Annotated in this window: 14 protein-coding genes; 11 read left to right on the top strand and 3 right to left on the bottom strand. The window is 70.9% G+C overall.

All coding sequences use genetic code 11. The annotated features are described in order from the left end of the window. The first annotated feature begins 16 nt into the window (after window positions 1–16). Genes bioB through OCQ_RS15105 form a run of 3 tightly spaced genes read left to right on the top strand, consistent with a single transcriptional unit; the run spans window position 17 to window position 1,974 of the window. Window positions 17–1,054 (top strand): biotin synthase BioB, encoded by a 1,038-nt coding sequence (bioB, locus tag OCQ_RS15115; RefSeq protein ID WP_009954669.1) that lies wholly within the window; start codon window positions 17–19, stop codon window positions 1,052–1,054. Window positions 1,055–1,084: 30 nt separating this feature from the next. Further along, on the top strand, window positions 1,085–1,312 hold the full coding sequence (gene bsaP, locus OCQ_RS15110) for a biotin synthase auxiliary protein BsaP (protein ID WP_008257787.1): 228 nt from the start codon (window positions 1,085–1,087) through the stop codon (window positions 1,310–1,312). Further along, complete coding sequence (locus tag OCQ_RS15105; protein ID WP_014385127.1) at window positions 1,309–1,974, top strand: DUF2567 domain-containing protein; 666 nt, start codon at window positions 1,309–1,311, stop codon at window positions 1,972–1,974. The genes bsaP and OCQ_RS15105 overlap by 4 nt, the downstream gene beginning before the upstream one ends. Here OCQ_RS15105 and OCQ_RS15100 read toward each other — a convergent pair. Together OCQ_RS15100 and OCQ_RS15095 are read right to left on the bottom strand one after the other, a co-directional pair. Next, window positions 1,969–3,309 carry a lipase family protein gene (locus OCQ_RS15100; RefSeq protein WP_009954672.1) on the bottom strand — a complete coding sequence of 447 codons (1,341 nt, stop codon included), beginning with the start codon at window positions 3,307–3,309 and terminating at the stop codon, window positions 1,969–1,971. The two genes, OCQ_RS15105 and OCQ_RS15100, sit on opposite strands and share 6 nt — an antisense overlap. Before the next feature lie 163 nt (window positions 3,310–3,472). Further along, the gene (locus OCQ_RS15095; RefSeq protein WP_014942362.1) at window positions 3,473–4,198 is read right to left on the bottom strand and encodes an NUDIX hydrolase; all 726 of its coding nucleotides are present in this window, start codon (window positions 4,196–4,198) and stop codon (window positions 3,473–3,475) included. A gap of 45 nt (window positions 4,199–4,243) precedes the next feature. On the opposite strand from OCQ_RS15095, the gene nadA reads away from it, so the two are divergent. Genes nadA through nadC form a run of 3 tightly spaced genes read left to right on the top strand, consistent with a single transcriptional unit; the run spans window position 4,244 to window position 7,727 of the window. Beyond that, window positions 4,244–5,293 (top strand): quinolinate synthase NadA, encoded by a 1,050-nt coding sequence (gene nadA / locus OCQ_RS15090; RefSeq protein ID WP_014385126.1) that lies wholly within the window; start codon window positions 4,244–4,246, stop codon window positions 5,291–5,293. Further along, window positions 5,290–6,870, top strand: a complete 1,581-nt coding sequence (locus OCQ_RS15085) for an L-aspartate oxidase (protein ID WP_014385125.1) — start codon at window positions 5,290–5,292, stop codon at window positions 6,868–6,870. The genes nadA and OCQ_RS15085 overlap by 4 nt, the downstream gene beginning before the upstream one ends. After that, window positions 6,867–7,727 (top strand): carboxylating nicotinate-nucleotide diphosphorylase, encoded by an 861-nt coding sequence (nadC, locus tag OCQ_RS15080; RefSeq protein WP_009954930.1) that lies wholly within the window; start codon window positions 6,867–6,869, stop codon window positions 7,725–7,727. The genes OCQ_RS15085 and nadC overlap by 4 nt, the downstream gene beginning before the upstream one ends. A gap of 126 nt (window positions 7,728–7,853) precedes the next feature. Here the strand turns inward: nadC and OCQ_RS15075 are convergent, their stop codons facing one another. Next, complete coding sequence (locus OCQ_RS15075) at window positions 7,854–8,267, bottom strand: nitroreductase family deazaflavin-dependent oxidoreductase (protein ID WP_009954931.1); 414 nt, start codon at window positions 8,265–8,267, stop codon at window positions 7,854–7,856. A 108-nt stretch (window positions 8,268–8,375) separates the two neighbouring features. Between OCQ_RS15075 and hisD the strand changes: the two genes are divergently transcribed. The 5 genes from hisD (at window position 8,376) to priA (ending at window position 12,981) form a co-directional block, all read left to right on the top strand. Next, window positions 8,376–9,779: a histidinol dehydrogenase gene (gene hisD / locus OCQ_RS15070; protein WP_014385124.1), complete on the top strand. Its 1,404-nt coding sequence runs from the start codon at window positions 8,376–8,378 to the stop codon at window positions 9,777–9,779. Then, the gene (locus OCQ_RS15065) at window positions 9,776–10,909 is read left to right on the top strand and encodes a histidinol-phosphate transaminase (RefSeq protein ID WP_014385123.1); all 1,134 of its coding nucleotides are present in this window, start codon (window positions 9,776–9,778) and stop codon (window positions 10,907–10,909) included. The genes hisD and OCQ_RS15065 overlap by 4 nt, the downstream gene beginning before the upstream one ends. Further along, entirely contained in the window at window positions 10,906–11,538 is a 633-nt protein-coding gene (gene hisB / locus OCQ_RS15060) for an imidazoleglycerol-phosphate dehydratase HisB (protein ID WP_008257768.1), read from the top strand. The genes OCQ_RS15065 and hisB overlap by 4 nt, the downstream gene beginning before the upstream one ends. Further along, window positions 11,535–12,155: an imidazole glycerol phosphate synthase subunit HisH gene (hisH, locus tag OCQ_RS15055; RefSeq protein ID WP_008257767.1), complete on the top strand. Its 621-nt coding sequence runs from the start codon at window positions 11,535–11,537 to the stop codon at window positions 12,153–12,155. The genes hisB and hisH overlap by 4 nt, the downstream gene beginning before the upstream one ends. Window positions 12,156–12,237: 82 nt before the next feature. Further along, window positions 12,238–12,981, top strand: coding sequence for a bifunctional 1-(5-phosphoribosyl)-5-((5-phosphoribosylamino)methylideneamino)imidazole-4-carboxamide isomerase/phosphoribosylanthranilate isomerase PriA (gene priA, locus OCQ_RS15050; protein WP_008257766.1), 744 nt, complete (start codon window positions 12,238–12,240; stop codon window positions 12,979–12,981). The last annotated feature ends 6 nt before the right edge of the window (window positions 12,982–12,987 follow it).

The raw sequence follows: 12,987 nt of genomic DNA, 5'->3' as shown, positions 1-12,987 counted from the left end.
GGCAAGGGAGTACCTGGTGACCCAAGCGGCAACCCGACCGACGGCCGAAACCGGCAACGGCGAGGACATCCTGGCGGTGGCCCGGCAGCAGGTGCTGGAGGACGGCCAGGGCCTGAGCCGCGACCAGGTCCTGCAGGTGCTGCGGCTGCCCGACGACCGGCTCGACGAACTGCTGGCGCTGGCCCACGAGGTGCGGATGCGCTGGTGTGGCCCCGAGGTCGAGGTCGAGGGCATCATCAGCCTCAAGACCGGCGGCTGCCCCGAAGACTGTCACTTCTGCGCGCAGTCCGGCCTGTTCGAATCGCCGGTGCGCAGCGCCCGGCTCGACATCCCCAGCCTGGTCGAGGCGGCCAAGCAGACCGCGAAGTCCGGCGCCACCGAGTTCTGCATCGTGGCCGCGGTTCGCGGTCCCGACGAGCGGTTGATGGCCCAGGTCGCGGCGGGCATCGAGGCGATCCGCAACGAGGTCGAGATCAACATCGCCTGCTCGCTGGGCATGCTGACCGCCGAGCAGGTGGAGCAGCTGGCGGCCATGGGTGTGCACCGCTACAACCACAACCTCGAGACCGCGCGCTCGTACTTCACCAACGTCGTGACCACCCACTCCTGGGAGGAGCGCTGGGAGACGCTGTCGATGGTGCGCGACGCCGGCATGGAGGTGTGCTGCGGCGGGATCCTGGGCATGGGCGAATCCCTTGAGCAGCGCGCCGAATTCGCCGCCGAACTCGCCGAACTCGGACCCGACGAGGTCCCGCTGAACTTCTTCAACCCCCGGCCGGGCACGCCGTTCGGCGACCTGGAGGTGCTGCCGGCCAGCGAGGCGTTGAAGTCCGTCGGCGCGTTCCGGCTGGCGCTGCCGCGCGTCATGCTGCGTTTCGCGGGCGGCCGCGAGATCACCCTGGGCGACCTCGGCGCCAAGAAGGGCATGCTGGGCGGCATCAACGCCGTGATCGTCGGCAACTACCTGACCACGCTGGGCCGTCCGGCCGAATCCGACCTGGAATTGCTCGGCGACCTGCAGATGCCCCTCAAGGGGCTCAACGCCAGTTTGTAAGCGACTCGCCGCGGCTAGGGTTGGACACTTGTGGTTGGCGATCTGGGTGCTGCGGTCAGCGCCGGCGTCTACAACGTCTACACCGGCGAGTTAGGGGGCACCGCCGTGCCGACAGCGGCTCAGCTGGGCCTCGAGCCGCCCCGGTTCTGCGCGGCGTGCGGGCGCCGGATGGTGGTGCAGGTCCGCCCCGACGGGTGGCGGGCGCGCTGCTCGCGCCACGGTGAGGTCGACTCCGCCGACCTGGAGGCGCAACGGTGAGCGAGCAGGCCACCCCGGACGCCCCGGCCCCGCCCGTCGCCGTAACCCGCCGGGCGCGGGTGCGCGCGCTCGTGCTCGTCGCGGCTGGCTCGGCGGTGACCGGTCTGCTGATCGGCGCGCTGTGGGCGTGGATCGCGCCGCCGATCCGCGCCGTGGTGGCGCTCACCCGCTCCGGCGAGCGGGTGCATGACTATCTGGGCAACGAGTCCGAGCATTTCTTCGTCGCCCCCGCCCTGATGCTGGGCCTGTTGACCGTGCTGGCGGTGGTCGCGTCCGTGTGGGCGTGGCAATGGCAACAGCACCGCGGCCCGGGAATGGTCGTCGCCCTGTCGGTCGGCATGCTGACCGCCGCCGCCGCGGCCGCCGCGGTCGGGGCGGGGCTGGTGCGGCTCGCCTACGGCGCCTTGGACTTCGACGCGGTGCCGCTGAGCAAGAGCCCGTCCGTCGCCTACGTCACCCAGGCGCCGCCGGTGTTCTTCTCCGACCGTCCCCTGCAGATCGCGGTCAGCCTGATGTGGCCGGTGGGCGTCGCCGCGCTGGTGTACGCCGTGCGGGTGGCCGCGGACGCCCGTGACGACCTGGGGGCGCTGCCGCCGGAGCGCCGGGCCTCCGACGCGCTGCCCGTGGGACGGGGCGGCGCGGCGGAAGCGGCCGTGTCATAGCGGACGGCGGCGAATCCTGCGGCCCGTGACCACCTTGGCCGCGATTTTGAACAGCCGGGCCATGCCGATGTAGGTCATCGGGTTGAACATCGTCGGCCAGGTGGTTCGCACCAGGTGCTCGGTCAGCGGGCGACCCTCGAAGCGGTCCGTCAGCCAGCGCAAGGTCATCGGCGCCGACAGCGGGTGCAGCATCATGTGTTCGTTGAACGCGTCGCGGTGGTAGGTGACCCGCGCACCGCCCGCCGAATAGGCGTCGGCCAGCACGTCGATGTCGTGGACGTCGATCAGGTAGTCGTGCACGGCCTGCACGATCAGCACCGGTGGCGTCGGGACCGCGGCGCCCAGCTTGATGTGGTCGAAGACGTACGAGACTTCCGGGGTGGACAGGATCTTCTCGAGCGGCTCGTCGAGATAGTCGCCCATGTTCTTGCCGGCCATGCGGACGACGGCTCCGACGGTCGTCATCTTCTCCAGCGAGTCGAGCAGGGCGCGCCCCTCCTCGTTGGCGTGCTCCTTGATCACCCGGTCCAGATCGGGATAGATGTGCGCGAGCGCGGCCACCACCAGCGCGGGCAAGCCCGACAGGAAGCTGCCGTTGAGCCGCCGGAAGGTGTTGCCCAGGTCCCCGACGGGCGAGCCGAGCACCGCGCCCACGATGTCGAGTTCCGGCGCGTATTCGGCGCACACTTCGGCGGCCCACGCGCTGGCCAGGCCGCCCCCGGAGTACCCCCACAGCCCGATCGGGGCCGACTTGGACAGCCCGAGCCGCTCCGAGCCCAGCGCGGCCCGGATGCCGTCCAGGACCCGGTAGCCGGGCTCATACGGCGCCCCCCACAAACCGCGCAGGCCTTCGTGGTCGGGCACGGAGACGGCCCAGCCCTCGGCGACGGCGGCGGCGATCAGGAAGAGCTCGAACTGGCCGATCGCCCCGAGGGCCTTCGCCCGGCGGCGCAGCGCATAGGACGGGAAGCAGCGCGACGACACGGCGTCGATCGCGCACTGGTACGACAGCACCGGGCAGGGACGCCCCGGGGCGAGGTCGGTCGGGACGATCACCGTCGTCGCGGTCGCCTCCGGCTGGCCGTGCATGTCCATGGTCCGGTAGAGCAGCTGGACGGCCTTGATGGGCTGCGGGATCAGGCCGAGGAAGGCCAACTCGACGTCGCGCGAGCGCAGCACCGTCCCGGGCTCGGCGTGCTGGAATCCCAGCGGCGGCTGGTAGAACGGGTCGTCCGAGGGCAGCAGCGGACGCACCTTGGGCTGCAGTTCCTCGTGGGGCGGCCGGGCGATCCATTCCGCGCCATGCGTGCCTGCCAGGTTGCCGAGCTCAGCCATTGAGGCTCCCTTCGTGGCCACCCGGCATTCTCGCGTACGAACGGCAGGTAACCAAAACGTCATCGCCGCGCTGTGAGCGACTTCTCGTCACCTGCGGGCGGGCCAGACACGTCACGGGTGCCGACCGGATGGCGCGTCGCTGCAACGACGCGTTCGGGTAAGCCTAGCCGGGGACCCCGGGCGGCCTGAGCGCGGCGAATTCGTCGGTGACCCGCAACGCGGCGTCGGTGAACCGGTACAGCGCGGCCGGGCGCCCGCCGCTGCGGCCGGATTGCGCGATGGTGCCGGTCGCGGTGATGACGCCGCGCCGCGCCAGCACCCGCTGCAGGTTCGTCGCGTCGACCTGATACCCCAGCGCCGCTCCGTAGATGTCGCGCAGCGTGGAGAGCGCGAATTCCCTTGGCGCCAAAGCGAACCCGATGTTGGTGTAGGACAGTTTGGCGTTCAGCCGGGTGCGGGCGTGATCCACCATCGGGGCGTGGTCGAAGGCCATCGGTGGCAGGCGGTTCACCGGGTGCCAGCGGGTGTCCGGCGGGAGCTCGGGGCTGGCGGGGGAGGGCACCAGGCCCAGGAAGGTGGATGCGATCACCCGGGCGCCTGGCACCCGGTGCGGGTCGGAGAACACCGCGAGCTGTTCCAGATGCGCCAGTTCCTTGAGGTCGACCTTCTCGGCGAGCTGGCGGCGCACCGAGGTGATCATGTCCTCGTCGTTGCGGACCTGCCCGCCCGGCAGCGACCACGCGCCGCGTTGCGGGTCCTTGGCGCGCTGCCATAACAGCACGTTCAGCTGCGGTTTCGCCGTCGGTCGCCCCTTGGCAACCCCGTCGGTGACTTCGCGAACCTGGAACACGACCGCGAGCACTTCGTGGGCGGTGCTACGATGGGCCATGTTTTCGATTATAAGTCGAAAACCTCCTGGCTGAAAGGAGCCCCCATGGCGGTGATCAATCGCATGGACACGCTCGCCGAAGACATGGTTGCCGACATCACGAATTCGCCCACCGGCTACGCCGGCGTGGTCGCCGATGCGCAGTGGGCCGCCGAGATTCGCCGACTGGCGAAGTTGCGCGGCGCCACCGTGCTCGCGCACAACTACCAGCTGCCCGAGATCCAGGACGTCGCCGACCACGTGGGCGACTCGCTGGCGCTGTCGCGGATCGCCGCCGAGGCGGCCGAGGACACCATCGTGTTCTGCGGCGTGCACTTCATGGCCGAGACGGCCAAGATGCTCAGCCCCGACAAGACGGTGCTCATCCCGGATCAGCGCGCCGGCTGCTCGCTGGCCGATTCGATCACCGCCGACGAGTTACGCGCGTGGAAGGACGAGCACCCCGGCGCGGTCGTCGTCTCCTACGTCAACACGACGGCGGCGGTCAAGGCGTTCACCGACATCTGCTGCACGTCGTCCAACGCGGTCGACGTGGTCGAGTCCATCGACCCGGACCGCGAGGTGCTGTTCTGCCCGGATCAGTTCCTCGGCGCCCACGTGCGCCGGGTCACCGGCCGCAAGAATTTGCACGTGTGGGCCGGCGAATGCCACGTGCACGCGGGGATCAACGGCGACGAACTGGGCGACCAGGCCCGCGCGAATCCCGACGCCGAGCTGTTCGTGCATCCCGAATGTGGTTGTGCCACATCGGCCCTCTACCTCGCCGGCGAAGGCGCGTTCCCCCCGGACCGGGTGAAGATCTTGTCCACCGGCGGCATGCTCGACGCCGCGACCCAGACCAACGCGCGAAAAGTGTTGGTGGCCACCGAGGTCGGCATGCTCTATCAGCTGCGGCGGGCCGCGCCGCAGGTCGACTTCCGCGCCGTCAACGACCGCGCCTCCTGCAAGTTCATGAAGATGATCACCCCGGCGGCCCTGCTGCGCTGCCTCGTCGAGGGGGCCGACGAAGTCGACGTCGACCCCGACATCGCGGCCGCCGGCCGGCGCAGCGTGCAGCGCATGATCGAGATCGGGCAGCCGGGCGGTGGCGAATGACCGCCCGTCCCCAGTGGACTGACAGCGCCGACGTCGTCGTGATTGGCACCGGTGTCGCGGGATTGGCCGCCGCGCTGGCCGCCCACCGCGCCGGGCGCCGCGTCGTCGTGCTGAGCAAGGCCGATCAGGCGCGCGGCGCGACGGCGACCCACTACGCGCAGGGCGGCATCGCGGTCGTCCTGCCCGACAACGACGACTCCGTCGAGGCGCACGTCGCCGACACCGTGGTCGCCGGGGCGGGCCTGTGCGATCCGCAGGCGGTCTACTCGATCGTCGCCGACGGGTACGCGGCCGTGACCGAATTGGTCGGCGACGGAGCACGATTCGACGAATCCGCGCCCGGCCAGTGGGCGCTGACGCGCGAAGGCGGGCACTCGCGGCGGCGCATCGTGCACGCCGGGGGTGACGCCACCGGCGCCGAGGTGCAGCGCGCACTCGACCACGCCGCGCGCACGCTGGACATCCGCACCGGGCACGTGGCCCTGCGCGTGCTGCACGACGGCGCGGCCGTGACCGGCGTCCTGGTGGGCAACCCGCAGGGATACGGAATCATCGGCGCGCCGTCGGTGATCATTGCCAGCGGGGGGCTCGGGCACCTGTACGGCGCGACCACCAACCCGGAGGGATCCACCGGCGACGGAATCGCGTTGGGCCTGTGGGCCGGCGTCGCGATCAGCGATCTCGAGTTCATCCAGTTCCACCCCACGATGCTCTTCGCGCCCGGGGCCGCCGGCGGGCGGCGCCCGCTGGTCACCGAGGCCATCCGCGGCGAGGGCGCCAGACTGATTGACCGGCAAGGGGATTCGGTAACCGCCGGTGTTCATCCGATGGGCGACCTGGCCCCCCGCGATGTCGTCGCCGCGGCCATCGACGCGCGGATGAAGGCCACCGGTGACCCGTGCGTCTTCCTCGACGCCCGCCACATCGGGGACTTCGCCAACCGGTTCCCGACGGTGACGGCCGCCTGCCGGGCCGCCGGCGTCGACCCCGTCCGTCAACCCATTCCCGTTGTGCCCGGGGCGCATTACAGCTGCGGGGGCATCGTCACCGACGTGTGCGGCCAAACCGAGCTGCCCGGGTTGTTCGCCGCCGGTGAGGTCGCCCGTACCGGACTGCACGGCGCCAACCGGTTGGCGTCCAACAGCCTGTTGGAAGGTTTGGTGGTGGGCGGCCGCGCCGGCAGGGCGGCGGCCGCGCACGCCTCGGCGGCCGGTCCCGCCCGGGCGGTCGCACCCGAGCCCGTCGTGCACACCGCGCCCGAGCGCGCCGAGCTGCAGCGCGCGATGAGCCGCGACGCGTCGGTGGTGCGCGACGCCGCCGGGCTGACCCGGCTGTCCACCACGCTGTCGCGGGCCAAGGTGCGCGCCGTCGCGGGTCGTCGCGACTTCGAGGACGTCGCGCTGGCCGTCGCCGCCCGCGCGGTGACGGCCGCGGCCCTGGCCCGCACCGAAAGCCGGGGCTGCCACCACCGCGAGGAACACCCGCAGACCGTGGCCGAGCAGGCGCGCAGCAACGTGCTGCGACTGGCCGACGACCAGAACTCGGTGCTGGTGGAGGCCTTGGCGGCGGTCGTATGACCTCGATGTCCGACTGCGAACTCACGGCCGCGCGCGAAACCATTCGGCGCGGCCTGGTCGAGGACCTGCGCTATGGCCCCGACGTCACCACGCTGGCGACGGTGCCCGCCGACGCGGTGGCCACCGCGTCCATGGTGCCCCGGCAGCCCGGCGTGATCGCCGGCATCGACATCGCGCTGCTGGTGCTCGACGAGGTGCTCGGCGCCCGCGGCTACCAGGTCGTCGACCGCGTCGAGGACGGCGCCCAGCTGCAGGCGGGCCAGCCCGTGCTGACGGTGCGGGCCGAAACCCGCGGCCTGCTGACCGCCGAGCGGACCATGCTGAACCTCATCTGCCACCTGTCGGGGATCGCCACCACCACCGCGCACTGGGTGGCCGCCGTGGACGGCACCAAGGCCAAGGTCCGTGACACCCGCAAAACCCTGCCGGGCCTGCGGGTGTTGCAGAAATATGCGGTGCGCGTCGGCGGGGGCGTCAACCACCGCCTCGGGCTCGGCGATGCCGCGCTGATCAAGGACAACCACGTGGTGGCGGCGGGCTCGGTGGTCGAGGCGCTGCGCGCGGTCCGCGACGCGGCGCCGGACGTGCCGTGTGAGGTGGAAGTGGATTCACTCGAGCAGCTCGACGAGGTGCTGCCCGAAAAGCCCGAGCTGATCTTGCTGGACAACTTCCCGGTGTGGCAGACGCAGATGGCGGTGCAACGCCGGGATGCGCGCGCGCCGGCCGTCCTGCTCGAGTCCTCCGGCGGCCTCAGCCTGGAAAACGCCGCCGCCTACGCCGCGACCGGCGTGGACTATCTGGCCGTCGGCGCGCTGACGCATTCGGTGCGGGTGCTCGACATCGGCCTCGATATGTAGCGCGGCCGCATCGGGTGTGAAACCTGGGCGTTGAGTCTGAATCGTCGGCGCGATTCTTCGGCGTGTCGGCGCCGTGGCCGCACACTGAAAGCCACTGGCGCACACTCAAAGTCGGCGCGCCCGGTCTCAGGCGATGTCGGCGACGAAAACCCCGATCCGGCGCAGCTGCATGCGCGCCAACGCGGGCAGCCCGTCGCCGTCGGAGCCGGCGGGCAGGATCCGCGGGTTGATGAGGTGCAGCACGCGGTTGCGGCTCAACTCCACGTCCGCCTCGCCCGCGGCCAGCACGTTCTTCACCCAGTTCGTCTTGCCGTGGCCCAGCGCGATGGCCAAGGTGTTGCCCTTGCGGTACGTGGTCACGATGGTCTCGTAGGGCTTGCCGGAGGTACGGCCACGGTGCTTGATCGTCGCGGTGCCGGGCAGGTAGCGCACGATCGGCTTGACCGCCGGGTTGAAGTACTTGATCTGGAAGCGCTCGAACCAGGGCGGGAAGACCATCGGGACGCCGGGGGCGTTGTTGGGGTGATCCTTGGCGGACATGGCGGCTCCCTGGGTCGGCTCTATCGTCTCAGCGTCATTTCAGCGCGGGGCATGGCCTCTTCACCGGCACACTACCGGTCGGATATCGATTTGAGTTCCTCTGGGACAATGGACACCGTGAGCACCATCCGACCGTCGCCGATGGCCCGTATCGACCTGCGGGGCGCGGAATTGACGGCTGCCCGTTTGCGGGCGGCGCTGCCGCGTGGCGGTGCCGACGTGGAGGCGGTGCTGCCCAAGGTGCGCCCGATCGTGCAGGCCGTCGCGGAGCGCGGCGCCGAGGCCGCCCTCGAATTCGGGGAGTCCTTCGACGGGGTGCGACCCCCGGCCGTCCGGGTGCCCGCGGAGGCGCTCGAGAAAGCCCTCGCCGAACTCGACGCGGCGGTCGCCGAGGCCCTGCGCGTGATGATCGAGCGCACCCGCGCGGTGCACGCCGACCAGCGCCGCACCGACGTGACGACGACGCTCGGCCCGGGCGCGACGGTCACCGAGCGGTGGGTACCGGTCGAGCGGGTGGGCCTCTACGTGCCCGGCGGCAACGCCGTCTACCCGTCCAGCGTCGTGATGAACGTGGTGCCGGCGCAGGCCGCCGGCGTCGCCTCGCTGGTGGTGGCCAGCCCGCCGCAGGCCCAGTTCGGCGGCCTGCCGCACCCGACCATCCTGGCAGCGGCCCGGCTGCTGGGCGTCGACGAGGTGTGGGCCGTCGGCGGGGCGCAGGCCGTCGCGCTGCTGGCCTACGGCGGCACCGATACCGGGGCCGAATGGCCCGGCTTCTCCTCGGATCGCGCACGATCCGCATCGTCGCCGGGGGCAGACGCCGAGTTGGCGCCCGTCGACATGATCACCGGGCCGGGCAACATCTACGTCACCGCCGCCAAGCGGCTGTGCCGTTCGCGGGTCGGCATCGACGCCGAGGCCGGGCCGACGGAGATCGCGATCCTGGCCGATAACACCGCCGACCCCGCGCACGTGGCCGCCGACATGATCAGCCAGGCCGAACACGACGAAATGGCCGGCAGCGTGCTGGTGACCCCCAGCGAAGACCTGGCCGCGGCCACCGACAAGGAACTGGCCGCCCAGTTGCGGACGACCGTGCACCGCGAGCGGGTGGCCGCCGCCCTGGGCGGGCGCCAATCGGCGATCATCCTCGTCGACGACGTGGACGCCGGCGTCAAGGTCGTCAACGCCTACGCTGCCGAACACCTGGAGATCCAGACCGCCGACGCGGCGAGCGTGGCCGGGCGAATACGCGCGGCGGGAGCCATATTCGTCGGTCCGTATGCGCCGGTGAGCCTCGGGGACTACTGCGCCGGATCCAATCACGTCCTGCCGACCGCCGGCTGCGCGCGGCATTCCAGCGGCCTGTCCGTGCAGACCTTCCTGCGCGGCATCCACGTCGTCGACTACACCGAGGCGGCGCTCAAAGACGTGTCCGGGCACGTGATCACGCTCGCCGAGGCCGAGGACCTGCCGGCGCACGGCGAGGCGGTACGGCGGAGGTTCGAGCGATGACCGGGCCGCGGCAACCGACACTGGACGACCTGCCGCTGCGCGACGACCTGCGTGGCAAGTCGCCCTATGGCGCACCGCAATTGGCGGTCCCGGTGCGGCTGAACACCAACGAGAACCCGCACCCGCCCAGCAAGGCGCTGGTGGACGACGTGGTGCGCTCGGTCGCCGACGCCGCCGCCGACCTGCACCGCTACCCCGACCGCGACGCGGTCGCCCTGCGGACCGATCTGGCCGAATACCTCAGCGCCCAGACCGGCGTTGCACTCGGGGTCGAAAACCTCTGGGCGGCAAACGGTTCCAACGAGATCCTGCAGCAACTGCTGCAGGCGTTCGGCGGCCCGGGGCGCACGGCGATCGGGTTCGTTCCCTCCTACTCGATGCACCCGATCATCTCCGACGGCACCCGCACCGAATGGTTGCAGGCCGCCCGGGCCGACGACTTCAGCCTGGACGTCGAGGCCGCCGTCGCCGCCATCACCGACCGCCAACCCGACGTGGTGTTCGTCGCCAGCCCGAACAACCCGTCCGGGCAGAGTGTTTCGCTGCCGGATCTGCGGCGGCTGCTCGACGTGGTGCCCGGCATCCTGATCGTCGACGAGGCCTACGGCGAATTCTCGTCGGAGCCCAGCGCGGTGGCGCTGGTGGGGGAGTATCCGACCAAGCTCATCGTCTCGCGCACCATGAGCAAGGCGTTCGCCTTCGCCGGGGGACGGCTCGGCTATCTGATCGCCACGCCGGCGGTGATCGACGCGATGCTGCTGGTGCGGCTGCCGTATCACCTGTCGTCGGTCACCCAAGCCGCCGCGCGCGCCGCGCTGCGGCACGCCGACGACACGCTGGGCAGCGTCGCGGCGCTCATCGTCGAGCGCGAACGCGTGGGGGCGGCGTTGACCCGCCTGGGTTTTCGGGTGATCCCCAGCGACGCCAACTTCGTGCTGTTCGGGGAGTTCGCCGACGCGCCGGCCACCTGGCAGCGCTATCTGGATGCCGGCGTCCTGATCCGCGATGTCGGAATCCCCGGCTATCTACGGGTCACCACCGGCCTGGTCGAGGAGAACGACGCCTTCCTGCGGGCCAGCGCCCAGATCGCCGCCACCGAGCCGGCCCCCGTCAACGTAGGAGCGCCATGACCGCCGTCAACACCGACAAAGCCGCCCGCCGTGCGCGCGTCGAGCGCCGCACCAAGGAATCCGACATCGTCATCGACCTCGACCTCGACGGCACCGGCCAGGTCGACGTCGACACCGGGGTGCCGTTCTACGACCACATGCTCACCGCGCTGGGCAGTCACGCCAGCTTCGACCTGACGGTGCGCACCAAGGGTGACGTCGAGATCGAGGGCCATCACACCATCGAGGACACCGCCATCGCGCTGGGGCAGGCGCTCGGCCAGGCCCTGGGCGACAAGCGGGGCATCCGCCGGTTCGGGGACGCCTTCATCCCGATGGACGAGACGCTGGCCCACGCGGCGGTCGACGTGTCCGGCCGGCCCTACTGTGTGCACAGCGGGGAGCCGGATCACCTGCAGCACACCACGATCGCCGGCAATTCGGTGCCCTATCACACCGTCATCAACCGGCACGTGTTCGAGTCGCTCGCCATGAACGCGCGCATCGCGCTGCACGTCCGCGTTCTGTATGGGCGCGACCCGCACCACATCACCGAGGCCGAGTACAAGGCCGTGGCCCGCGCGCTGCGCCAGGCGGTGGAGCCCGACCCCCGGGTGTCGGGCGTGCCGTCCACCAAAGGTGTTCTGTGACAAAGAAATCGGTTGTTGTCCTCGATTACGGCTCGGGCAACCTGCGGTCGGCTCAGCGCGCCCTCGAGCGGGTCGGTGCGTCGGTCGAGGTGACCGCCGACGCCGGAGCCGCGGCCGCGGCCGACGGCCTGGTGGTGCCCGGCGTCGGCGCGTACGAGGCCTGCATGACGGGGCTGCGCACGATCAACGGGGACCGCATCATCGCCGATCGGGTCGCGGCCGGGCGTCCGGTGCTGGGCGTGTGCGTCGGGATGCAGATCCTGTTCGCCCGCGGCGTCGAGTTCAGCGTGGAGACCGAAGGGTGCGGGCAGTGGCCGGGATACGTGACGCGGCTGCAGGCGCCGGTGATCCCGCACATGGGTTGGAACGTCGTCGATTCCGGGCCCGGCAGCGTCCTGTTCAAGGGGCTCGACGCGGACACCCGGTTCTACTTCGTGCACTCCTACGCCGCCCAGCAGTGGGAGGGATCGCCCGATGCGGTGCTGACCTGGGCCACCCACGAGGGGCCTTTCCTGGCCGCGGTCGAGGAAGGGCCGTTGTCGGCCACCCAGTTTCACCCGGAGAAAAGCGGAGATGCCGGCGCGGCCGTCTTGAGCAATTGGGTCCAGGCACTGTGATGGCTTCCGCGAAACTGTATTCCACGACACAAACGCCGAGGGGACCCGCAGCCAGTTGCAGTCTCGGCGTGAAGGAGAAAGCGTGTTGATCTTGTTGCCCGCGGTCGACGTGGTCGACGGCCGCGCCGTGCGTCTGGTGCAGGGCAAGGCGGGCAGTGAAACCGAATACGGCTCGGCGCTCGACGCCGCTCTGACTTGGCAACGCGACGGCGCCGAATGGATCCATCTGGTCGATCTGGACGCGGCGTTCGGGCGCGGCTCCAACCGTGAACTGCTCGCCGAGGTGGTCGGCAAGCTCGACGTGCAGGTGGAGCTCTCCGGGGGGATCCGCGACGACGACTCGCTGGCGGCGGCGTTGGCCACCGGCTGCGCCCGGGTCAACCTGGGCACGGCGGCGCTGGAGAACCCGCAGTGGTGCGCGCGGGCGATCGGCGAGCACGGGGACAAGGTCGCCGTGGGGCTCGACGTCCAGATCGACAAAACCCATCCGGGCGGCACCCACCGGCTGCGGGGACGCGGCTGGGAGACCGATGGCGGTGACCTGTGGGAGGTGCTGGAACGCCTTGACCGCGAAGGGTGTTCGCGGTTCGTGGTCACCGACGTCACCAAGGACGGCACGCTGGGCGGCCCCAACCTGGAGCTGCTGGCGGCCGTCGCCGACCGCACCGACGTCCCGGTGATCGCGTCGGGCGGGGTGTCCAGCCTGGACGACCTGCGCGCCATCGCCACCCTGACCGGCCGCGGCGTCGAGGGCGCCATCGTCGGCAAGGCCCTCTACGCCGGGCGATTCACGCTGCCGCAGGCGCTGGCCGCGGTCGGAGAGTAACAGCGG

Source organism: Mycobacterium paraintracellulare, assembly GCF_000276825.1.
In the GTDB taxonomy this organism is placed as follows: Bacteria; Actinomycetota; Actinomycetes; order Mycobacteriales; family Mycobacteriaceae; genus Mycobacterium; species Mycobacterium intracellulare.
This window is presented reverse-complemented; position numbering and strand designations above follow the sequence as displayed.